At 41.0% G+C, this 21,328-nt stretch carries 21 protein-coding genes and 1 other annotated feature; of the genes, 16 read left to right on the forward strand and 5 right to left on the reverse strand.

Annotation, left to right across the window (positions count from 1 at the left end; genetic code table 11):
• Positions 1 to 40: 40 nt before the first annotated feature.
• Positions 41 to 610 carry a YniB family protein gene (locus BM135_RS02380; RefSeq protein WP_422646129.1) on the forward strand — a complete coding sequence of 190 codons (570 nt, stop codon included), beginning with the start codon at positions 41 to 43 and terminating at the stop codon, positions 608 to 610.
• A 210-nt stretch (positions 611 to 820) separates the two neighbouring features.
• Here BM135_RS02380 and BM135_RS02385 read toward each other — a convergent pair whose 3' ends face one another.
• The 5 genes from BM135_RS02385 to BM135_RS02405 all read right to left on the reverse strand — a co-directional run bounded on the left by BM135_RS02385 (position 821) and on the right by BM135_RS02405 (position 5,401).
• On the reverse strand, positions 821 to 1,684 hold the full coding sequence (locus BM135_RS02385; RefSeq protein WP_092517428.1) for a fructosamine kinase family protein: 864 nt from the start codon (positions 1,682 to 1,684) through the stop codon (positions 821 to 823).
• A 129-nt stretch (positions 1,685 to 1,813) separates the two neighbouring features.
• Positions 1,814 to 2,710, reverse strand: a complete 897-nt coding sequence (locus BM135_RS02390; protein WP_092517430.1) for a metal ABC transporter permease — start codon at positions 2,708 to 2,710, stop codon at positions 1,814 to 1,816.
• Complete coding sequence (locus BM135_RS02395; protein ID WP_092517432.1) at positions 2,707 to 3,582, reverse strand: metal ABC transporter permease; 876 nt, start codon at positions 3,580 to 3,582, stop codon at positions 2,707 to 2,709. The genes BM135_RS02390 and BM135_RS02395 overlap by 4 nt, the downstream gene beginning before the upstream one ends.
• Complete coding sequence (locus BM135_RS02400) at positions 3,579 to 4,490, reverse strand: manganese/iron ABC transporter ATP-binding protein (protein WP_092517434.1); 912 nt, start codon at positions 4,488 to 4,490, stop codon at positions 3,579 to 3,581. Before BM135_RS02400 ends, BM135_RS02395 begins: the two co-directional genes overlap by 4 nt.
• Positions 4,487 to 5,401 carry a metal ABC transporter substrate-binding protein gene (locus tag BM135_RS02405; RefSeq protein WP_092517436.1) on the reverse strand — a complete coding sequence of 305 codons (915 nt, stop codon included), beginning with the start codon at positions 5,399 to 5,401 and terminating at the stop codon, positions 4,487 to 4,489. The genes BM135_RS02400 and BM135_RS02405 overlap by 4 nt, the downstream gene beginning before the upstream one ends.
• Positions 5,402 to 5,694: 293 nt before the next feature.
• Here BM135_RS02405 and BM135_RS02410 point away from each other — a divergent pair, with 293 nt between their 5' ends.
• The 15 genes from BM135_RS02410 to arnD all read left to right on the forward strand — a co-directional run bounded on the left by BM135_RS02410 (position 5,695) and on the right by arnD (position 21,324).
• On the forward strand, positions 5,695 to 6,375 hold the full coding sequence (locus tag BM135_RS02410) for a transglycosylase SLT domain-containing protein (protein ID WP_175485907.1): 681 nt from the start codon (positions 5,695 to 5,697) through the stop codon (positions 6,373 to 6,375).
• 492 nt (positions 6,376 to 6,867) lie between these two features.
• Positions 6,868 to 8,796, forward strand: a complete 1,929-nt coding sequence (gene thrS, locus BM135_RS02415) for a threonine--tRNA ligase (RefSeq protein WP_092517438.1) — start codon at positions 6,868 to 6,870, stop codon at positions 8,794 to 8,796.
• A gap of 3 nt (positions 8,797 to 8,799) precedes the next feature.
• Complete coding sequence (gene infC, locus BM135_RS02420) at positions 8,800 to 9,339, forward strand: translation initiation factor IF-3 (RefSeq protein ID WP_092517440.1); 540 nt, start codon at positions 8,800 to 8,802, stop codon at positions 9,337 to 9,339.
• A 94-nt stretch (positions 9,340 to 9,433) separates the two neighbouring features.
• Complete coding sequence (rpmI, locus tag BM135_RS02425) at positions 9,434 to 9,631, forward strand: 50S ribosomal protein L35 (RefSeq protein ID WP_006118955.1); 198 nt, start codon at positions 9,434 to 9,436, stop codon at positions 9,629 to 9,631.
• Positions 9,632 to 9,674: 43 nt separating this feature from the next.
• On the forward strand, positions 9,675 to 10,031 hold the full coding sequence (gene rplT / locus BM135_RS02430; RefSeq protein WP_010847342.1) for a 50S ribosomal protein L20: 357 nt from the start codon (positions 9,675 to 9,677) through the stop codon (positions 10,029 to 10,031).
• Between the two features lie 177 nt (positions 10,032 to 10,208).
• Positions 10,209 to 10,333, forward strand: a sequence feature (Phe leader region).
• Positions 10,215 to 10,259 (forward strand): pheST operon leader peptide PheM, encoded by a 45-nt coding sequence (pheM, locus tag BM135_RS17865; RefSeq protein WP_198688755.1) that lies wholly within the window; start codon positions 10,215 to 10,217, stop codon positions 10,257 to 10,259. Its footprint overlaps the feature before it by 45 nt.
• A gap of 79 nt (positions 10,334 to 10,412) precedes the next feature.
• Positions 10,413 to 11,396: a phenylalanine--tRNA ligase subunit alpha gene (gene pheS / locus BM135_RS02435; RefSeq protein WP_092517442.1), complete on the forward strand. Its 984-nt coding sequence runs from the start codon at positions 10,413 to 10,415 to the stop codon at positions 11,394 to 11,396.
• Positions 11,397 to 11,411: 15 nt separating this feature from the next.
• Entirely contained in the window at positions 11,412 to 13,802 is a 2,391-nt protein-coding gene (gene pheT, locus BM135_RS02440) for a phenylalanine--tRNA ligase subunit beta (protein WP_092517444.1), read from the forward strand.
• 119 nt (positions 13,803 to 13,921) lie between these two features.
• Positions 13,922 to 14,218: an integration host factor subunit alpha gene (gene ihfA / locus BM135_RS02445; RefSeq protein WP_010847339.1), complete on the forward strand. Its 297-nt coding sequence runs from the start codon at positions 13,922 to 13,924 to the stop codon at positions 14,216 to 14,218.
• An 83-nt stretch (positions 14,219 to 14,301) separates the two neighbouring features.
• A complete protein-coding gene (btuC, locus tag BM135_RS02450) occupies positions 14,302 to 15,312 on the forward strand; it encodes a vitamin B12 ABC transporter permease BtuC (protein ID WP_092517446.1) in 1,011 nt (336 codons plus the stop codon).
• Positions 15,313 to 15,361: 49 nt separating this feature from the next.
• Complete coding sequence (gene btuD / locus BM135_RS02455) at positions 15,362 to 16,129, forward strand: vitamin B12 ABC transporter ATP-binding protein BtuD (protein WP_092517448.1); 768 nt, start codon at positions 15,362 to 15,364, stop codon at positions 16,127 to 16,129.
• A gap of 157 nt (positions 16,130 to 16,286) precedes the next feature.
• The gene (gene arnB, locus BM135_RS02460) at positions 16,287 to 17,432 is read left to right on the forward strand and encodes a UDP-4-amino-4-deoxy-L-arabinose aminotransferase (protein ID WP_092517450.1); all 1,146 of its coding nucleotides are present in this window, start codon (positions 16,287 to 16,289) and stop codon (positions 17,430 to 17,432) included.
• Positions 17,433 to 18,410 carry an undecaprenyl-phosphate 4-deoxy-4-formamido-L-arabinose transferase gene (gene arnC, locus BM135_RS02465; RefSeq protein WP_092517452.1) on the forward strand — a complete coding sequence of 326 codons (978 nt, stop codon included), beginning with the start codon at positions 17,433 to 17,435 and terminating at the stop codon, positions 18,408 to 18,410.
• A complete protein-coding gene (arnA, locus tag BM135_RS02470; protein ID WP_092517454.1) occupies positions 18,410 to 20,395 on the forward strand; it encodes a bifunctional UDP-4-amino-4-deoxy-L-arabinose formyltransferase/UDP-glucuronic acid oxidase ArnA in 1,986 nt (661 codons plus the stop codon). The genes arnC and arnA overlap by 1 nt, the downstream gene beginning before the upstream one ends.
• A gap of 35 nt (positions 20,396 to 20,430) precedes the next feature.
• Positions 20,431 to 21,324 (forward strand): 4-deoxy-4-formamido-L-arabinose-phosphoundecaprenol deformylase, encoded by an 894-nt coding sequence (arnD, locus tag BM135_RS02475; RefSeq protein ID WP_092517456.1) that lies wholly within the window; start codon positions 20,431 to 20,433, stop codon positions 21,322 to 21,324.
• Positions 21,325 to 21,328 lie beyond the last annotated feature (4 nt).

The following is a 21,328-nucleotide window of genomic DNA, read 5'->3' on the forward strand; positions in this document are numbered from 1 at the left end:
TTGAGTAAAAATAAAATGATTTATATTAATGGAGAGTGTAATGACGTATCAACAAGCCGGATATGTAGCTCTTGCTAAACGAATCTTGGGCTGGATTATTTTTGTATCGGCCTTTTTGTCAACGTTTGCCTCCGTTATTAATCTAGCATGGCAACATGGTGTTAAAGGTGGTGGTGTTAAATGTGATAGTATTAACGCGGTATTGAATGATTTTCTCAAGATGATGACAGAAATGATTAAATTTAATACACCATTTTTGGATTTTTTTGGAAGCATTCTCCAACCCCTGATCATATTGTTGGAATTACAGGGGGGAAATATTAGTTTTCTGGTAATTTATATTTTGATGTTTGTTGGTCTGGCAATGAATGCGTCGGATTTAAGAATGTATCGTCAATTTAGATTCATCAAAGAACGCATTGAAGATCAAATGATCCTTGAACATGCAAAGGAAAGTGAAAGAACCAAAGAACAATTAGAGGCCAAAATTAAATTTCCCCGTCATTCCTTAATTCAGTCAGATTTTTATCCTTTATATATTACCAATCATTATTGGTATAATTGCCTAATTTTTTATGTAACTTTTTGGAATGACAATGTAATTAAATAATAGTTAATCACTGTGCAAGGATGCTCCGTTCAGTATTTTTGTTAAAGTAAATTAATATTTTTAATACCAAGATAATATCTATTTTGTTAAAAAGTAAAGTGTTAACTCAGAGTTAATGAATAGAACTCAGAGCTAACAACAATAATAATTATTAATTTCAAAGATAATATTTTTCTTTTTCAAAGATAGTTTAATAAAGTTTTTTCATGTCTATTCAGATAAAAGCTTATCAATCATATTTTGTACTACAATAAAATTATCTCCTCCGAAAAGATTGCATCTATTTAACAGATAATAGAGTTGGTAAATAGATTGGCGCTCAAGGAAATCTTGAGGTAATGGCCAGACACTTTGGTAACCATCAAATACTTGCAAAGGAAGCTCCGGGTAAAGTGGCAGCATTGCCAGATCACATTCACGATCTCCCCAATAGCAAGCAGGATCAAAAATAACTGCACAATCATTGTTCAATGAGGCACAGTTCATAGGCCATAGATCGCCATGCAGAAGAGAGGGTTGAGGGTGATGATTATGTAATTTCTCACTGATTATTTGGACAATTTGGTTAATATCTCCAAATATCATTCCGTTATCTGCGGCAAGTTGCAATTGCCACCCGATGCGTTTTTCGGCATAAAAATGATTCCAGCGCTTTTGCCACCCGTTTGGTTGTATGGTAGTCGCCAGCATGTTATCAAAATCAAAACCAAATTTAGGTTGTTCACTCCATTGATGCAGCTTTGCAAGGTGTTGACCAAAAAGATATGCGCTATGCGCGTTAAATGGTTTTATAGGCAAATGTTCCAGCAACAGGAAGCTATAGTTTCGGTCGTGACCGACACCATAAACATCGGGAACATGGGTTGTTTTGCTGCGAGCTAACAACTCCAGTTGTTCGGCCTCTGCTTTAAAAATTGGCAACATTTCTTTCACGTTGGATTTGATAAAGATATGTTGTTCACCATATTCAATGTACCAGGCACGGTGGATATCTCCTCCTGCCAATTCCATTTTATTGTGAATTTCAGCGTCACCAAAATGCTCACTTAATAGATGGTTCACTGCTTGCCACATGGTTCACCTCATTAAGTTGACAATTGCTATGCTTATATTACAGACAGATGTAACATTTGAACAGGTTAAAAGGGATTTTAATGGAAATTAATAAGGCCATATCTCAAATTTGATATGGCGCTCTATTTTTTAATTTGATTTTTCGGGAGTTGATGATACTCGAGATGGCATTTTTTCAAATGTTCCTTTATTTGCTTTTTTACGGGTCAATTTTATTTGGTCATAAATAAGTGCAATAGTGAAGAAAATGGCTTGAATGATTACGATACAGGGGCCTGTTTCGGCATCAATATGGAAGCTGATGATTGTTCCAAGTACGCTGGATGATACAGAAGTTATCATTGCTACAATGAGCATATGATCAAAACTCCGGCAAAGCATAAAAGCAATAATGCCCGGTGAGATTAACATTGCAATGACTAGGATGATGCCAACGGCCTGCAAGGATGCGACAATTGTTAAGGCCAACAGAGATAACAATCCATAATGAAGTAATTTCACAGGAAGACCAACCACTCGTGCCTGATTAGGATCGAAGCAGTAGAGCATGAAATCTTTTCTCTTTAGCAACACAATAGCCAGAGTGATCCCTGCAAAGCACAGAGTTTGAATTAATTCATGCTGGGTAATGCCAAGTATGCTGCCGAATAGAATGTGTGTCAGGTGTTGATCCGTACCTATACGAGTAAACAGCACCAACCCAAATGCAAACATGCCTGAGAAAACAATACCCATAACAGTATCTTCTTTGATTCTGCTGTGTTCTTTGAGATACCCAGTGGTAAATGCACAAAATATACCGGAGAGGAACGCACCTACTGCAAGTGGTATGCCTGCGACAAAAGCAAGTACGATACCTGGCAAAACAGCATGGGAAATAGCATCTCCCATCAATGACCAGCCTTTTAAAACCAAAAAACAGGAAAGCACCGCACAGACAGCTCCCATAATGATGGCAGCAAAGATGGCTCGTCGCATAAACTCATGCATGAAGGGTTCAGTAATTAATTCAATAAATGTGTTCATGAGCGTCGTTCCTGAATCAATGACAGAGATTCTTTTTTAGCTCGTCTGCGGGAGGCCAACATGCCATGTTTTGGGGCAAAGAAGAATGTGAGTAAGAAAATCACTGTTTGCATTGTGACAATGACTCCTCCGGTTGCTCCATTGAGGAAATAACTCAGATATGTGCCTATACCACTTGTGAATGAACCGATGGTGACAGCAATGATCAACAAGTGCTTAAACCTATCTGTTAATAAATAAGCTGTTGCACCCGGAGTTACTACCATTGCGATAACTAAAATAGCACCTACTGTTTGTAATGCAGCAACTGTACAGGCGCTTAATAAAGTGAAGAAAATGATTTTTAATCGTAACGGTGATAATCCGATAGAGCGTGCATGAGTTTCATCAAAGAAAACAACCAATAAATCTTTCCAAAGTACCATTAAGATAATAAAGGAAATTGCGATAATAATTTCAACCTGTAAAACATCTTCATCGGCGATTCCCAGAATATTGCCCATAATAATAGTTTGTACATTTACGGATGTAGGGTTTAAAGAAACGATCAATAACCCGACGGCAAAAAAAGTAGAGAAGATAAAACCGATCACCGCATCTTCACGTAACCGAGTGATATGACGAACCAGTGTCATTGATAGTGCGGCGAGCATCCCCGTAAAAAAAGCGCCGCCAGCATAAGGTAAACCAAGAGCATAAGCTCCTGCCACGCCAGGTACAACAGAGTGAGAGAGGGCATCCCCCATCAACGACCAACCTTTTAGCATCAGGTAAGCGGATAAGAAAGCACAAACAGCCCCAACAATGGCACTTACCCACATGGCTTTTACCATGTAGTTGTAACTGAATGGTTGTAAAAGTAGTTCCATCATGGTTGATTGTCCTTTTGTTTCGGGCTTTGTCGCGGTGGAACATGATGATCATGTCCGTAAAAGACGGCAGCACGTTCGTCATCAGTAATGACTGTTAGTGAGCGTGGATCATCATCTTTATGTAATTCAGAGCCGGAAAGATTAATATGGCGTAAGATACCACCGAAGGTGATTTCCAGATTTTTTTGAGTAAAAGTATTTTCTGTTTGACCACTTGCGAGCACAGTGCGGTTGATCAAAATAACATGATCACAAAATTCAGGGACACTGCCGAGGTTATGGGTTGATACTAAGATCAAATGTCCTTCGTCACGTAAATTACGGAGTAAATCAACAATGGCATTTTCTGTTTTAACATCTACTCCGGTAAAAGGTTCATCCAGCAGCAAAACTTTCCCTTCCTGAGCCAATGCACGAGCTAGAAATGCTCGTTTTTTCTGGCCACCTGAAAGTTCACCGATTTGGCGATCACGTAATCCTGCTAACCCGACACGTTCAAGTGCTTCATTGGCGATTTCGTAATCACGCTTGCTGGGACGGCGCAAGAACCCCATTTTTCCATAGCGCCCCATCATTACGACATCGGAAACCAAAACTGGAAAATTCCAATCTACATCTTCGGTTTGAGGAACATATGCGATGATATTTTGCTTTAATGCGGCTTTGATAGGTTGATCGTTGAGGGTAACTTTTCCTTGTGAAGGTATTACTAATCCCATGATTGTTTTGAATAATGTGGATTTTCCGCTGCCGTTCATGCCAACTAGCGCGCAAATTGTGCCGCCGGTAATATCAAAACTGGCGTCATAAATAGCAGTGTGCCCGTTGTTGTAAGTGACGGTGGCGTTATCCACAATTAAATGAGGTTGCTCAAATAATGGTTGTCGGTTTAATGATGAGCGATTCATTGATTAAATCCTTTTGCAATCGTTTCTACAGTGGTATTCAGTAGATCAATATAAGTTGGTACTGGCCCTTTTTGAACGGAAAGAGAATCTACATAAAGCACTCCGCCGTAACGGGCTCCTGTTTCTTTACTGACTTGTTTTGCTGGCTTATCTGAAACAGTACTTTCACTGAAGACAACTGGGATTTTATTAGCCCTTACTGTATCAATAACACGGCGAACCTGTTGAGGTGAACCTTGTTCCTCAGCATTGATTGGCCATAAGTATACTTCTTTGAAACCATAATCTTGTGTGAGATAGCTGAAAGCTCCTTCACTGGTTACCAGCCAGCGTTGCTCTTCTGGAATACGAGAAAGACGTTCTCTGAGAGGTCCATCCAGTTGAGCTATTTTTTCTGCGTAAGCTTTGGCATTGCGATTGTAAACTTCGGCATTCTCTGGATCGTATTTGACAAAAGCTTTACGGATATTTTCGATATAAATCAGTGCATTTTTGGGTGACATCCAAGCATGGGGATTAGAATTTTTATCGTAACGTCCTTCACGAATAGGTAAAGGAATAATACCTTCGGTTATAATAGCAGCAGGTATGTCTTTCATATTTTCAAAAAAGCGCTCGAACCAGCGTTCTAAATTTAAGCCATTCCAGAGGATAAGCTCTGCACGCTGTGCTTTGATGATATCTTTGGGAGTTGGTTGATAATCGTGGATTTCTGCACCTGGCTTTGTGATTGATTCTACAATTGCAACATCCCCTGCGACATTTTGAGCCATATCTTGAATAATAGTAAATGTCGTAACTACCTTAAATTTTTTGTCAGCGTGAGCTTGTTGACTGAATAGCGTTATTGTGAATAAGGCAATCACCAGATTGAATATCGGAAAAGCATAAAGCAAACGTTTTTTGTTCATTATGATAAACCTTACTTGTTATATATGATTATTGATAATGATTATCAGTATCACCTTGGTAAAGTCAAGATGATAACGAATGAAATTGACAATAGACTTGATAACCACTCCTTAAGTTTCTGTTGCTTGAGATAGTAGTGATAAACTTCATGCGAACAAAAAAACAGCATCTTGTCCAGAGTTAACTCTGATCAATTAAGAAATTTATTTTGATAAATAATAGAAAAATATTTTTGGCTTATCGGTAAAATTATATATTCTTTATAGGGTTTATTTTATTTAGAGGAAGCAGCGTGAAATTTAAACTCGGCTACATTGCGTTCATATTATTGTTGACAGGGTGTGCAGGCCAACAAGTACATCAATCAGACATCAATAGACAAACAGTGGCAAAACGTATTCTTAATAACAACAAGCCTGATTCTGCTTTCCACAAATTAACCAATAGATCTGTTCCCACACCGTTTGATAGTTTTATTGAACGAGCGGCAAAACGTTATGGTGTTGATGTAACACTTATCAAAGCAATTATTCAGGTGGAATCTGGATTTCGTCCAGAGATTGTTAGTAAATCTAATGCGGTTGGCTTAATGCAAATTAAAGCATCTACAGCTGGGCGAGATGCTTATAGAATGAAAGGAAAATCAGGGCAGCCAACGATGCGTGAGTTAAAAGATCCTGAAACTAACATTGATCTTGGAACTGCTTATATCAGTATCCTGAAAAAACAGCATTTGGAAGGTATTTCCAATCCAGAAACGTTGTACTATGCAACAATAGTTGCTTATGTAAATGGCACAGGAGCCTTATTGCGAACGTTTGATTCAAACCGGGCTTTGGCAATTAATAAAATCAATCGAATGACGTCAAATGAGTTTTATCAATATGTTCAAAATAACCATCCTGCACCACAGGCTCCGCGTTATTTATGGAAAGTGAAAAATGCTTACCGTTCTTTAGCTATTATTGACTAGCTGAAAATTACATAGTGACTGATGTTTATATTTTCTATAAATATCCAGAACTATACCCTTCGTCTTTCAAATTACCTCTTTGTTGGCTGCACTCACCTCAGCCATATAGTTATTTATGCTCCCCGGGATTTGCTTCCTTGCCGCCGCGACGTATCTTGAAATCCATTGGGCATATCGCTGTATCTACAGATTTTTCTTATTTCCTGATGGTATACATTTCGAAAATATAATTTTTGATTTCGCAGCAGAATAATCATCAAGCAATTGATGAAGCTGATTTAATGTCAAGATGAACTATTTTAACACCTAATCTGTGTGATAGTATGTCGGGCGAGTTAGGGCAAATGTACCGGATGCTTTTGAAATTGTGTCCTTAAATGTGTACACATCTTGCGGAGTGAAGCAAGAATTTGTTTCTAACGTGCTAATAATTAATTTGATTTAATGCAAGTGATCTTTCGTGTGGGTCACCACTGTATATAAGGATTTTAAATGCCTGTAATTACTCTTCCTGACGGTAGTCAACGTCAATTTGACCATGCTGTTTCCGTAATGGATGTAGCTAGTGATATCGGTGCTGGTTTGGCAAAAGCATGTATTGCTGGTCGTGTTAATGGTGAATTAGTTGACGCCTGTGAATTAATAGAAACCGATGCCAATCTTGCTATTATTACCAGCAAGAATGAAGAAGGCTTGGAAATTATCCGTCATTCATGTGCACATTTATTGGGTCATGCAATTAAGCAGTTGTGGCCTGATACGAAAATGGCTATCGGCCCTATCATTGACAATGGTTTCTATTACGATGTCGATTTGGATCGCTCTTTGACGCAGGAAGATATCGAGCTACTTGAAAAACGCATGTTAGAACTTGCCAAAAAAGATTACGATGTCATAAAGAAAAAAGTCAGCTGGCAGGAAGCACGCGACGCATTTGCGACTCGTGGCGAAGAGTATAAGATTCAGATTTTGGATGAAAATATCAGCCATGATGATCGTCCAGGCCTGTACCACCATGAAGAATATGTTGATATGTGCCGTGGGCCACATGTCCCTAACATGCGCTTTTGCCATCACTTTAAACTGCAAAAAGTTGCCGGTGCATACTGGCGCGGCAATAGCGACAACAAAATGTTGCAGCGTATTTATGGTACTGCGTGGGCTGATAAAAAGCAGCTTAATGCCTATTTACAACGTTTGGAAGAAGCTGCGAAACGCGATCACCGTAAAATTGGTAAGCAGCTTGACCTGTACCATATGCAGGAAGAAGCGCCAGGCATGGCGTTTTGGCATAATGATGGCTGGACAATTTTCCGCGAGTTGGAAACTTTTGCCCGTATGAAGCTCAAAGAATACCAATATCAGGAAGTAAAAGGCCCATTCATGATGGACCGTATCCTGTGGGAAAAAACAGGGCATTGGGAAAACTATAAAGAGCATATGTTTACAACTTCATCGGAAAGTCGTGAATATTGTGTAAAACCGATGAACTGTCCGGGCCATGTCCAGATCTTCAACCAAGGGTTGAAATCCTACCGTGACTTACCTTTGCGTATGGCTGAATTTGGTAGCTGCCACCGTAATGAACCATCTGGTGCTTTACATGGTTTGATGCGTGTACGTGGCTTTACTCAAGATGATGCACATATCTTCTGTACTGAAGATCAGATTCTTCAAGAAGTCAGTAGCTGCATCAAAATGATTTATGATGTGTATGGCACATTCGGCTTTGAGAAGATTGTTGTTAAATTATCAACTCGTCCAGAAAAACGCATTGGTACGGAAAAACAATGGGATAAAGCAGAAGCAGATCTTGCTGAAGCATTGAACCAAAATAGTATTGAATTTGAATACCAACCGGGTGAAGGGGCATTTTATGGCCCTAAAATTGAATTTACTCTGTATGATTGTTTGGATCGTGCGTGGCAATGTGGTACTGTGCAACTCGATTTTTCACTGCCAGCACGTCTGAATGCGTCATATGTAGGTGAAAATAATGAACGTAAGGTTCCTGTAATGATTCACCGTGCTGTTCTAGGTTCTTTGGAGCGGTTTATCGGTATTCTGACAGAAGAATACGCTGGGTTTTTCCCAACATGGTTGGCTCCTCAGCAGGTAGTTGTCATGAATATCACTGACGGTCAGTCAGATTATGTACAGGAATTGGTTAAAAAACTTCAAGATGCAGGTATTCGTGCAAAAGCAGACTTGAGAAATGAGAAGATTGGTTTTAAAATCCGTGAACACACTCTGCGTCGTGTACCTTACATGCTTGTTTGTGGTGATAAAGAAGTCGAATCAGGAAAAGTATCTGTTCGTACTCGCCGCGGCAAAGATTTAGGTAGCATTAATGTCAGTGAATTTACAGAAAAACTGCTGACAGAAATACGCAATCGTAATCTTCATCAATTGGAGGAATAAGGTATTAAAGGCGGAAAAAGAATTCAACCGGCGCGCCCAAATCGCATTAATGAAGAGATTCGCGCCTCTGAAGTTCGTTTAACTGGATTAGATGGCGAGCAGATTGGTATTGTCAATCTGAGAGAAGCTCTTGAGAAAGCTGAGGAAGCTGGTGTTGATTTAGTTGAAATCAGCCCAAATGCCGAACCGCCGGTTTGTCGTATTATGGATTACGGCAAGTTCCTCTATGAGAAGAGTAAGTCAGTCAAAGAACAGAAAAAGAAACAAAAGGTTATTCAGGTTAAGGAAATTAAATTCCGTCCTGGTACAGATGAAGGCGACTATCAGGTCAAACTACGCAACCTGATTCGTTTTCTGGAAGATGGCGATAAAGCTAAAATCACCCTGCGTTTCCGTGGGCGTGAAATGGCACACCAGCAGATTGGTATCGAAATGCTTAACCGCATCCGTGACGATCTGAGTGAACTGGCTATGGTCGAATCCTTCCCAACGAAGGTTGAAGGCCGCCAGATGATCATGGTGCTCGCTCCTAAGAAGAAATAGTCAGGCAAACAAGTAATGAGCTCCAGCTAATTTTGGTTGGAGTTTATTCGCCTTACTAGTTCGTTGTAATCAACAATGCGAAGTGGAAATTAAAATGCCAAAGATTAAAACAGTACGCGGCGCAGCTAAACGCTTCAAAAAAACCGCAAGTGGCGGTTTCAAGCGTAAGCACGCTAACCTTCGTCACATTCTGACTAAAAAATCAACTAAGCGTAAACGTCATTTACGTCCAAAAGGCATGGTCTCCAAAGGTGATCTGGGCCTGGTTGTTGCTTGTCTGCCATACGCATAAGCAAATTTTTTAGATTAGAATTTAGAGACGATAGGAGAAGTATATGGCTCGCGTAAAACGTGGTGTTATTGCCCGTGCACGTCACAAGAAAATTTTGAAACAAGCGAAAGGTTACTACGGTGCTCGTTCGCGCGTTTATCGTGTTGCTTTCCAGGCTGTTATCAAAGCTGGTCAGTACGCTTATCGTGACCGCCGTCAGCGTAAGCGTCAGTTCCGTCAATTGTGGATTGCACGTATCAACGCTGCTGCACGTCAGAACGGCATGTCTTACAGCCGTTTCATCAACGGCCTGAAAAAGGCTTCGATTGAAATCGACCGTAAGATTCTGGCTGACATCGCTGTATTTGACAAAGTGGCATTCGCTGCTTTGGTTGAAAAAGCGAAGGGCGCTCTGGCATAAGTCAGGTTAGAAGAGGGAGCTTGCTCCCTCTTTTACTTTTTTCCAAAATGTGGCTTACTATTGATTGAAAAATATATATTGTTCGAAAAATATATGTGATCAGATAGTATATATGATTAGATAATATTGTGATTTGATCACAATTAGTGAGAGCAAAAAGGATACAGGAGAAAGAACAAAATGATGAAGTTAGCCTTTTTTCGTTTCTTTTTTTACTTTAGCGCCTGATATCAGGGGGCTTTGCGCGTAAGAAAAGAAATGAAAAATAGCGCTTGAGCCTCCAGTGTGGAGGCTTTTTTATTTTTATGGCCTCATTAATTGATAATGAAAGGTCATAGTTTAACAACTAATGGGCCATCTGGCCAAAGGAAGAGGAAAGCGATGTCACATCTTACTGAGCTGGTTGCAAAGGCAAAAGCAGCCGTAGAAGAGGCCCAGGATGTTGCCGCGTTGGATCTGGTAAGAGTTGAATACCTGGGAAAAAAAGGCCATTTAACGCTCCAGATGTCATCGCTGCGTGACTTACCAGCCGAGGAGCGTCCAGCGGCAGGGGCTGTTATTAATCAGGCGAAACAAGAAGTTCAAGAAGTATTGAATGCGCGTAAGGCAATGCTGGAAGCTGCTATTCTGAATGAGCGCTTGGTTGCAGAAAAAATTGATGTTTCATTGCCTGGCCGTCGTATGGAAAATGGTGGCTTACATCCTGTTACCCGCACGATTGAACGTATTGAGACTTTCTTTGGTGAGCTAGGTTTCTCTGTTGAATCAGGCCCTGAAATCGAAGATGACTATCATAATTTTGATGCTCTGAACATTCCGGCACATCATCCTGCGCGTGCTGATCACGATACTTTCTGGTTTGATGCGACGCGTTTGCTGCGTACCCAGACTTCTGGAGTACAGATTCGCACCATGAAAGAGCGTCAGCCACCGATCCGCATCATTGCGCCGGGACGTGTATATCGCAATGATTATGATCAGACACATACTCCAATGTTCCATCAGATAGAAGGATTGATCGTTGATAAAAATATCAGTTTTACCAATCTGAAAGGTACACTGCATGACTTTTTGAATAACTTCTTTGAAGAAGATATGCAGGTGCGTTTTCGCCCTTCTTATTTTCCATTTACAGAACCTTCCGCAGAAGTTGACGTGATGGGTAAAAATGGTAAGTGGTTGGAAGTATTGGGTTGCGGCATGGTTCATCCTAACGTATTGCGCAATGTTGGTATTGATCCTGAAGTCTATTCTGGTTTTGCTTTTGGCATGGGAATGGAGCGTTTGACCATGCTCCGTTACAGTGTTACAGATTTGCGTGCATTCTTCGAAAATGATTTGCGTTTTCTCAAACAATTTAAATAAGGCGGGTATAATCTCATGAAATTCAGTGAACTCTGGTTACGCGAGTGGGCAAACCCTGCCATTAGTAGTGACGCATTGTCTGATCAAATCACCATGGCTGGTTTGGAAGTTGATGGTGTTGAAAAAGTGGCAGGTCAATTCCACGGTGTATTTGTTGGTGAAGTTGTTGAGTGTGGACAACACCCAAACGCAGATAAATTGCGTGTCACAAAAGTTAATGTCGGTGGCGAACGTCTGTTGGATATTGTTTGTGGAGCACCAAATTGCCGACAAGGGCTTCGTGTTGCTGTCGCTACTATCGGAGCTGTGCTACCGGGTGACTTTAAAATTAAGCCAGCTAAATTGCGTGGAGAGCCGTCAGAAGGAATGCTGTGTTCATTTTCAGAACTAGGCATTGCCAACGATCAGGATGGCATCATTGAACTGCCGACAGATGCTCCGATTGGTGTTGATCTGCGTGATTACATGAAATTAGATGATAACGCGATTGAAATCAGCATTACACCAAACCGTGCTGATTGTCTGAGCATCATGGGTGTTGCCCGTGACGTTGCGGTCATCAATAAATTGTCCATGATGGCAGAGCCGAAAATAGAAGCGGTTCAACCAACTACAGATGCGACATTCCCTATTCGCGTTGATGCTCCTGAAGCCTGCCCACGTTATTTAGGGCGTGTGATTAAGAATGTGAACGTCAAGGCGACCACTCCATTGTGGATGCGTGAAAAATTGCGTCGTGGTGGCATTCGTTCCATTGATCCGATTGTTGATATCACCAACTATGTCTTGCTCGAATTAGGTCAGCCATTGCATGCGTTCGATTTGGATCGTTTGAATGGTTCAATTATTGTTCGCTTGGCTGAGCAAGATGAAAAACTCACTCTGCTAGATGGCAATGAAATAGAACTTTCTGCTGAAACACTTGTTATTTCTGATGAAAAACAACCAGTTGCTATGGCGGGGATTTTCGGTGGGGAGCATTCTGGTGTTAACACGGAAACTCAGCATATTATGCTGGAAAGTGCGTTTTTTGCACCGCTGGCAATTACCGGTCGTGCCCGTCGTTATGGTTTGCATACCGATGCTTCTCATCGTTTTGAACGTGGTGTTGACCCACAGCTTCAACATAAAGCGATAGAATATGCCACTCAATTGTTAATCGACATCTGCGGTGGAGAAGCAGGAGAAGTCGTTGATGTTACTAGCGAATCTCACTTACCAAAACCAGCAATGATTACTCTTAATCGCAATAAATTGGATCGCTTGATTGGTCATCATGTCGCTGATGAGCAGGTAACAGATATCCTGACGCGTTTAGGTTGTCAAGTAACTGTCCAGAATGATAGCTGGCAAGTTGTTGCACCTAGCTGGCGTTTTGATATGCAGATCGAAGAAGATTTGGTTGAAGAGGTTGCCCGTATTTATGGTTATAACAACATCCCTGATGTGCCAGTGCGTGCAGATCTGATTATGACTTCACATCGTGAAGCTGATTTGCCACTGAAGCGGGTTAAAGCAATGTTGGTGGACAAAGGCTATCAAGAAGCGATTACTTATAGTTTCGTTGATCCTAAGGTTCAGCAATATCTCCACCCACAGGAAAAAGCGTTAATTTTACCTAATCCGATTTCGGCGGATATGTCTGCGATGCGCTTGTCTTTACTGACAGGGTTACTGACCACGGTCGCCTATAACCAAAATCGTCAGCAAAATCGCGTTCGCTTATTTGAAACAGGATTGCGTTTTGTGCCAGATGACAAGGCGGAACACGGGGTTCGTCAGGAATTGATGCTCGGTGGTGTTATTGCAGGAAACCGTTTTGAAGAGCACTGGTCGATTGAAAAACAAACAGTTGATTTCTTTGATTTGAAGGGCGATTTAGAATCTGTTTTAGAAATGACTGGTAAACTATCTGCAATTTCCTTCAAGGCAGAAGAACATCCTGCTTTGCATCCTGGACAAAGTGCTGGGATTTATCTGGAAAATCGTTACATTGGCTATATTGGTGTTGTTCATCCAGAATTGGAGCGTAAACTTGATTTAAATAGTCGTACTGTAGTATTCGAGTTATTATGGGGTAGTCTGGTAGATCGCATGATTCCTGAGATGAAGGAGGTTTCTCGCTTCCCATCTAACCGCCGTGATATAGCTATAGTTGTGCCTGAAAATGTAGCCGCAGAAGATATTCTGGCTGAATGTAAGAAAATTGGCGTAAATCATATAGTTGGCATAAACTTATTTGATGTATATTGTGGTAAAGGGGTCGCAGAAGGCTACAAGAGCCTTGCAATAAGCTTAATCTTGCAGGATACATCACGTACACTGGAAGAAGAAGAAATTTCAGCGGCCATCAATAAATGTGTAGCTGCATTAGCACAGCGATTCCAAGCATCCTTGAGAGATTGAACTTATGGTGCTTATTGAAGCTGAAATGTCTGAAAATCTATTTGAGAAACTGAGTATTAGCAAACAATGCGTAGCTGCATTAGCACAGCGATTCCAAGCATCCTTGAGGAACTGAACTTATGGCGCTTACTAAAGCTGAAATGTCTGAAAATCTATTTGAGAAACTGGGTATTAGCAAACGTGACGCTAAAGATCTGGTAGAAATATTCTTTGAAGAAGTGCGTCGTTCTTTAGAGAATGGGGAACAAGTAAAGTTATCTGGTTTTGGAAATTTTGATTTGCGGGATAAAAATCAACGCCCAGGCCGTAATCCCAAAACGGGCGAAGATATTCCGATTACGGCTCGCCGTGTTGTCACTTTTCGTCCAGGTCAAAAGCTAAAAAACCGGGTGGAAAAAGCGTTACCCAAAGAATAAATATATAAAAAGGTCGCATTTGCGGCCTTTTTCTTATCTTTTATATCTCATTGTGCTTAATAGGAAGGGTACATATTTTCTAAATGGCCTCACATCACATACGCTCAGTTTATGAGTTAATCACTTATCACAAAAAACGTAACCATCAAGTGATGGCTATTTTGTCTGTTTTATTCGTTATTCTATTCATTTTGTCATTATGTGCAGGTGAAATCTGGTTTTGGCCTGATCAATGGTTATCAGAACCTGCCCAGTTGTTCATTTGGCAGTTGAGGTTGCCCAGAGCGATTACGGTGATGGTGATTGGTGCGAGTTTGGCCTTATCAGGGGCAATTATGCAGGCTTTGTTTGAGAATCCGTTGGCGGAGCCGGGATTGCTTGGGATCAGTAATGGCGCTGGTGTTGTAGTGGTATTTTTAATACTCATCTTTCATGGTATTGCTCCATTGTGGTTATTAAGTATTGGAGCGATATTTGGGGCGCTTTTCATGACTGCCATTTTATTGGGATTTTCCAGAAAACATCAAGTGACCAATACCCGTCTGTTATTGATTGGAGTTGCTTTTGGCGTGATCTTTGGTGCCTTGATGACATGGATGGTCTATTTCAGTACAAGTTTGGATCTCCGGCAATTGATGTATTGGATGATGGGAAGTTTCAGTGGTATTGATTGGCGCCAAAAGTGGTTGGTTATTGCATTGCTTCCCGCTATTTTATGGTTAAGCAGCAAAGGCAATATTTTGAATTATCTCTCTCTTGGGGAATTACAGGCTCGGCAACTGGGGATATCTCACCACAAATGGCGTAATTTATTTGTCTCGGTGATTGGATTATTAGTTGGTTTGAGTGTTGCTCTCGCGGGAACGATCAGTTTTATCGGCTTGGTTATTCCTCATATCTTAAGATTGATTGGCTTGACTGATCATAAGGCATTGCTTCCGGCCAGTGTATTGGCAGGAGGCAGTGGTTTATTGTTGGCAGATTTAGTTTCCCGCCTATCATTATCTCATGCAGAAGTACCTATTGGGGTTGTCACTGTAACCTTAGGCTCACCCATTTTTATATGGCTTTTATTAAGAACACGTCACTATTAAGAAATACCATTCTGCCTGTTAATGTGGACAATAAGATAAGGATAGTAACATGAGTGGTCAGCCGATTTTGGAACTGGACAATATTACTGTCGACAACAGATTGAGATCATTGTCCGAATCTGTTACGAGAGGAAAACAAATTCATTTGGTTGGGTTAAATGGTTCAGGGAAGAGCACATTGCTTTCAGCGATTGCGGGAATGTTATCCTATAGTGGCAATATTCGTTTGAATAGTCGGAATTTGCAGGATTACCGCCAGCACGAGTTGGCAAAGCATCGCGCCTGGCTTTCTCAATCTGCTTCTATTCCTGTTATGCCTGTTTTCCAGTATTTAGATATGTTTCGCCCTGAATCCGCTCCATTGGCCCAGAGTGAAAATGTGTTACATGAACTTTGCCAGCAAATGAAACTCCTCCCATTGCTTTCTTCATCAATTGGTCAACTCTCTGGTGGAGAGTGGCAGCGTGTCAGATTAGCAGGCACTTTTTTGCAAATATGGCCGGATCTGAATCCTGATGGGAATTTACTCTTACTTGATGAGCCAACCAATAACCTTGATATCACCCAGAAAGCGATTTTAGATAAGCTCACTAAAAGATTTTGTGCATTGGGGGGAACGGTATTATTGAGTAGCCATGATCTTGACCACACGTATGAACAGGCTACAGATGTATGGCTGCTTTCGCATGGAAAACTGTTGGCATCAGGTATGCCACAGAATGTAATGACAGAACGTAATTTATCAGAAATTTTTGAAGCGAATATTGGACATATCAAAAATGTCAGCTATAAATTATGGAGGGTCAACCACGTATAATTTCCACAAGTGAAATCCACCATAATCATTACCTGCTATCTGCTTTTGGTGTCTAGTTGGTCCAAAGTTGTTTTCCGTTGATGTTTTATTAAGAAATAACCAGTTAGAATTGGCTAACTAAAATACAATTTTGGATATAATAAGGCATAAGGCGGTTATGGATAGTTTTTTGCCATTTTCTCGTCCTGCGATTGGCAGTGAGGAGATAGAAGCAATCGAGAAAGTTTTACACTCAGGTTGGATTACTACAGGCCCACAAAACCATCGGTTAGAGCAAGATTTTTCTCTGATGTTTGGATGCAAACATGCTATTGCTCTATGTTCCGCTACTGCGGGAATGCATTTGGCTTTGTTGGCGTTAGGCATAGGCCCTGGTGATGAAATTATTACACCTTCCCAAACTTGGGTTTCCACTATTAATATGATTTGTTTGTTGGGCGCTGAACCCGTCATGGTTGATGTTGACCGTGATACATTGATGGTCAGTGCAGAAACAATCAAACAAGCGATAACACCAAAAACCAAAGCTATTATTCCTGTCCATTATGCGGGAGCGCCTTGCGATCTTGACGCTCTTCGCGTTGTTGCCCAAGAAGCTAAGGTTCCCCTGATTGAAGATGCGGCTCATGCTGTCGGTACCTGCTATAAAAATAAATGGATCGGAGAACAGGGGACAGCAATCTTTTCTTTCCATGCGATCAAAAATATGACCTGTGCCGAAGGTGGCATGTTTGTTACAGATGATGATGAACTTGCCCAAAAGATCCGTTGTTTAAAATTTCATGGGTTAGCTGTTGACGCGTTTGATAGACAAATTCAGGGTAGAAAACCCCAAGCAGAAGTTATTGAGCCAAGTTTTAAATATAATCTATCAGATATTCATGCGGCAGTGGCGATTGTGCAACTAGGCAAACTGGCATCAATGAATGAACGTCGTCGGGAGTTGGTTGCTCGGTATTCTGCTGCTCTTGTTGATTCATCTTTGCAAATGCTGAAAGTTCCCGAATATCAGCATTTGCATTCCCATCATCTTTTTATGGTGCGTGTTGATAAAAATATTTGTGGTATTGACCGTGATACTTTCATGGCACATCTAAAAGACAGAAATGTTGGTACAGGGCTGCATTTTAGGGCTGCACACACACAGAAATATTATCGTGAGCGTTATCCACAACTTTCCCTGCCAATGTCAGAGTGGAATTCGTCAACACTTTGTTCATTACCACTTTTCCCAGATATGAACAATGATGATGTGGATCGTGTCGTAAATGCGATGACTAAAATTCTTGCGGAGCATAAGTAAGTGACATTTAAAAAGATCAAAAAAGTTTCGGTCGTTATTCCTGTTTACAACGAAGAAGAAAGTTTGCCCCAGTTGTTAGAAAGAACGCTTGCTGTGTGCCAAAAATTAGAACAGAAATACGAATTAATCTTGGTCGACGATGGCAGTCGTGATAGCTCTGCTGAAATTTTAACTCAAGCGGCTGAATCTCCGGAAAATCATGTAATTACCATCTTACTTAATCGTAATTATGGGCAACATTCAGCAATTATGGCAGGTTTCCATCAAGCTTCTGGTGATCTGATTATTACACTTGATGCTGATTTGCAAAATCCGCCAGAAGAAATTCCTCGTTTAATTAAAACAGCAGAAGAGGGATATGACGTTGTGGGGACTCGTCGGGCTAATCGTCAGGATTCTTGGTTCCGTAAAACCGCTTCCAAAATGATCAATGCGATGATAACCAAGGCGACGGGGCGTTCGATGGGGGATTATGGTTGCATGTTGCGCGCTTATCGACGTCACATCGTGCAGGCGATGCTTCAATGCCATGAGCGCAGTACGTTTATTCCTATTCTTGCTAACACTTTTGCACGCAAAACAGTAGAAATTGAAGTAGCCCATGCAGAGCGTGAATTTGGGGACTCCAAGTACAGTTTTATGAACTTGATCAATCTGATGTATGACCTTCTGACGTGCTTAACAACTGCACCATTGCGGTTATTGAGTGTCGTGGGAAGTATCATTGCCATAATGGGTTTTCTGTTGGCAGTGTTATTGATTGCTTTACGTCTTATATTTGGCTCCATGTGGGCTGCGGAAGGAGTATTTACCCTGTTTGCTATTCTTTTCATGTTCATCGGAGCACAGTTCGTCGCAATGGGGTTATTGGGTGAATACATTGGGCGGATATATAACGATGTTCGTGCTCGCCCACGTTATTTTATTCAAAAAGTGGTCGGAGTTAAAAAGACCAATGATAATCAGGAAGAAAGCTAATGAAAGCAGTTATTTTTGCCTATCACGATATTGGTTGTGTCGGACTCAGTGCTTTAGTAAAAGCTGGCTTTGATATTCAGGCTGTATTTACTCACACCGATGATCCAAATGAAAATCACTTTTTTTCTTCTGTTGCACACGTCGGTGCTGATTTTAGCTTACCAGTATTTGCGCCAGAAAATGTCAATCATCCACTTTGGGTTGAGCGCATTCGTGAAATGAAGCCGGATGTTATCTTCTCTTTTTATTATCGCAACATGCTTAGTCAGGAAATTTTATCACTGGCTGAAAAAGGTGCATTTAATCTTCATGGCTCTTTGTTGCCGAAATATCGAGGTCGTGCTCCAGTTAACTGGGCAGTACTCAATGGAGAGACCGAAACAGGTGTAACATTACATAAAATGCTGGAGAGGGCGGATGCGGGAGATATTATCGCGCAACAGCCTGTACAAATTGATGAAAATGATACTTCTCTGGCAGTACATGGAAAAATACGCGAAGCAACAGTTGAGTTATTGAATAATATTCTGCCTCAAATAAAATCAGATCATTATCCATCAATTCCACAGGACGAAAGTCAGGCAACTTATTTTGGCCGTCGCACAGCAAACGATGGTGAAATAATATGGAATAAGTCTGCCAAAGAGATTAATAACTTAGTGAGGGCTGTAACAGAACCCTACCCAGGCGCATTTACTTTTTTGGGCGAACGTAAAATTACAATTTGGCGTTCACGACCACTTAATCAAGCCCATGATAAACGCCCTGGAACCATAATTTCTACTGACCCATTTGTTATTGCTTGTGGTGATGGCGCGTTGGAAATCATTAGCGGACAAGGTGAATCAGGGCTTTATGTTCAAGGTAACCAATTAGTGCTTGAAATGGGCATTGTGGCAGGAGGCCATGTTGGCCCGAAGGCAACAACTCAAGTCAGTCGCCGCAAACGCGTGCTTATTTTGGGAGTCAATGGATTTATCGGTAATCACCTGACTGAACGGTTGTTGCATGATGGAAATTATGACATTTACGGGATGGATATTGGTTCTTCTGCCATTGGGCGATTCCTTGGTAATCCTCATTTTCACTTCATTGAGGGAGATGTCAGCATTCATACTGAATGGATTGAATATCACATCAAAAAATGTGATGTCATCCTTCCATTGGTGGCAATTGCGACTCCGATTGAATATACCCGTAATCCTTTGCGGGTCTTTGAGTTAGATTTTGAAGAAAATCTTAAAATTGTTCGTTATTGTGCGAAATACAATAAACGGATTATTTTCCCATCGACATCTGAAGTTTACGGTATGTGTGATGACAAGGAGTTTGATGAAGACACTTCGCGTCTGATTGTCGGGCCTATAAATAAACAGCGTTGGATCTATTCCGTTTCTAAACAATTACTTGATAGAGTTATTTGGGCATATGGCGAAAAAGAAGGTTTGAAATTTACCTTATTTCGTCCATTTAACTGGATGGGGCCGAGGCTGGATAGCTTGAATTCAGCGCGTATTGGTAGTTCAAGAGCTATTACTCAATTGATTTTGAACTTGGTGGAAGGTTCCCCGATTAAATTGGTCGATGGCGGTGAGCAAAAACGTTGTTTCACTGATATTAATGATGGTATTGAGGCACTGTTCAGGATCATTGAAAACCAGAATGGGTTATGTGACAGTCAAATAATTAATATCGGTAATCCAACAAATGAAGCAAGCATTCGTCAACTGGCTGTAATGCTGTTGGATAGCTTTGAGAAACACGAGTTGCGAGGGCATTTCCCTCCATTTGCTGGATTCAAGAAAATCGAAAGTAGCAGCTATTATGGGCAAGGTTATCAGGATGTTGAACACCGTAAACCCAGCATTAAAAATGCAGAGCGTCTGATAGGTTGGAAACCCACCATTAATATGAAGCAAACCATTGATGAAACATTGGACTTCTTTCTTCGTGGAGCAGTTGAAGAATCCAAAGGGAAAAACTAAAAAGCAAGTGAAGGTTTAGGAAGAGAGATAACTTCATGAAGAAAGTTGGTTTAAGGATTGATGTGGATACTTATCAAGGCACTAAGGAAGGTGTACCCCGATTGCTTGAGATTTTACAAAAGCACCATATTCAAGCCAGCTTTTTCTTCAGTGTTGGTCCAGACAATATGGGGCGCCATTTATGGCGTCTGTTGCGTCCTAAGTTTCTCTGGAAAATGCTGAGATCAAATGCAGCTTCTCTCTATGGTCTGGATATTTTGCTGGCTGGTACAGCTTGGCCGGGGAAAAAAATCGCGAAAGATCTGGGGTATTTGATGAAACAAACAGTGGATGCAGGTCATGAAATTGGTTTGCATGCATGGGATCATCAAGGTTGGCAGGCAAAAGTAGAGCGTTGGTCGGAGAATGAATTAGCTGAACAAGTGAAATTGGGAGTTGATGCACTAGAAAAGGTAACAGGGAAAACCGTTATATGTTCTGCTGTTGCAGGGTGGCGAGCAGATGAACGTGTGCTGGCTGTTAAACAACGTTTTGGTTTCGATTACAACAGTGATTGTCGGGGTACACATCCATTCAGGCCACTCTTGCCCGATGGAAGTGTGGGAACTGTACAAATCCCTGTCACATTACCTACCTATGATGAAGTTGTTGGAACATTAGTCAGCGATGCAAATTTTAATCACTTCATCCTTGATGCCATTAAAAATGATTATGGGGTGCCTGTTTATACGATTCATACCGAAGTCGAAGGCATGTCGAAGTCTTTACAGTTTCAAACATTGTTGAATATGCTTCACCGACAGGAAATTCAATTCTGCAAATTAAGTCATTTGTTACCAGCAAACAGAGATTCTCTTCCTATTGGGAAAATTGTTCGTTCGAATTTTTTTGGTCGTGAAGGCTGGTTAGGCTGCCAACAAGAGGTATAACACA

The sequence above is a fragment of the Xenorhabdus japonica genome, assembly GCF_900115195.1.
Lineage (GTDB): Bacteria > Pseudomonadota > Gammaproteobacteria > Enterobacterales > Enterobacteriaceae > Xenorhabdus > Xenorhabdus japonica.

Excerpts from the sequence above, each read along its gene's own strand:
- rplT (WP_010847342.1), top strand. The coding sequence starts at position 9,675 with ATGGCTCGCGTAAAACGTGGTGTTATTGCCCGTGCACGTCACAAGAAA.
- BM135_RS02390 (WP_092517430.1), bottom strand. The coding sequence starts at position 2,710 with ATGAACACATTTATTGAATTAATTACTGAACCCTTCATGCATGAGTTT.
- pheT (WP_092517444.1), top strand. The coding sequence starts at position 11,412 with ATGAAATTCAGTGAACTCTGGTTACGCGAGTGGGCAAACCCTGCCATT.
- btuD (WP_092517448.1), top strand. The coding sequence starts at position 15,362 with ATGAGTGGTCAGCCGATTTTGGAACTGGACAATATTACTGTCGACAAC.
- arnB (WP_092517450.1), top strand. The coding sequence starts at position 16,287 with ATGGATAGTTTTTTGCCATTTTCTCGTCCTGCGATTGGCAGTGAGGAG.
- ihfA (WP_010847339.1), top strand. The coding sequence starts at position 13,922 with ATGGCGCTTACTAAAGCTGAAATGTCTGAAAATCTATTTGAGAAACTG.
- BM135_RS02380 (WP_422646129.1), top strand. The coding sequence starts at position 41 with ATGACGTATCAACAAGCCGGATATGTAGCTCTTGCTAAACGAATCTTG.
- BM135_RS02395 (WP_092517432.1), bottom strand. The coding sequence starts at position 3,582 with ATGATGGAACTACTTTTACAACCATTCAGTTACAACTACATGGTAAAA.
- rpmI (WP_006118955.1), top strand. The coding sequence starts at position 9,434 with ATGCCAAAGATTAAAACAGTACGCGGCGCAGCTAAACGCTTCAAAAAA.
- BM135_RS02405 (WP_092517436.1), bottom strand. The coding sequence starts at position 5,401 with ATGAACAAAAAACGTTTGCTTTATGCTTTTCCGATATTCAATCTGGTG.
- btuC (WP_092517446.1), top strand. The coding sequence starts at position 14,302 with ATGGCCTCACATCACATACGCTCAGTTTATGAGTTAATCACTTATCAC.
- arnD (WP_092517456.1), top strand. The coding sequence starts at position 20,431 with ATGAAGAAAGTTGGTTTAAGGATTGATGTGGATACTTATCAAGGCACT.
- BM135_RS02385 (WP_092517428.1), bottom strand. The coding sequence starts at position 1,684 with ATGTGGCAAGCAGTGAACCATCTATTAAGTGAGCATTTTGGTGACGCT.
- pheS (WP_092517442.1), top strand. The coding sequence starts at position 10,413 with ATGTCACATCTTACTGAGCTGGTTGCAAAGGCAAAAGCAGCCGTAGAA.
- arnA (WP_092517454.1), top strand. The coding sequence starts at position 18,410 with ATGAAAGCAGTTATTTTTGCCTATCACGATATTGGTTGTGTCGGACTC.
- thrS (WP_092517438.1), top strand. The coding sequence starts at position 6,868 with ATGCCTGTAATTACTCTTCCTGACGGTAGTCAACGTCAATTTGACCAT.
- BM135_RS02400 (WP_092517434.1), bottom strand. The coding sequence starts at position 4,490 with ATGAATCGCTCATCATTAAACCGACAACCATTATTTGAGCAACCTCAT.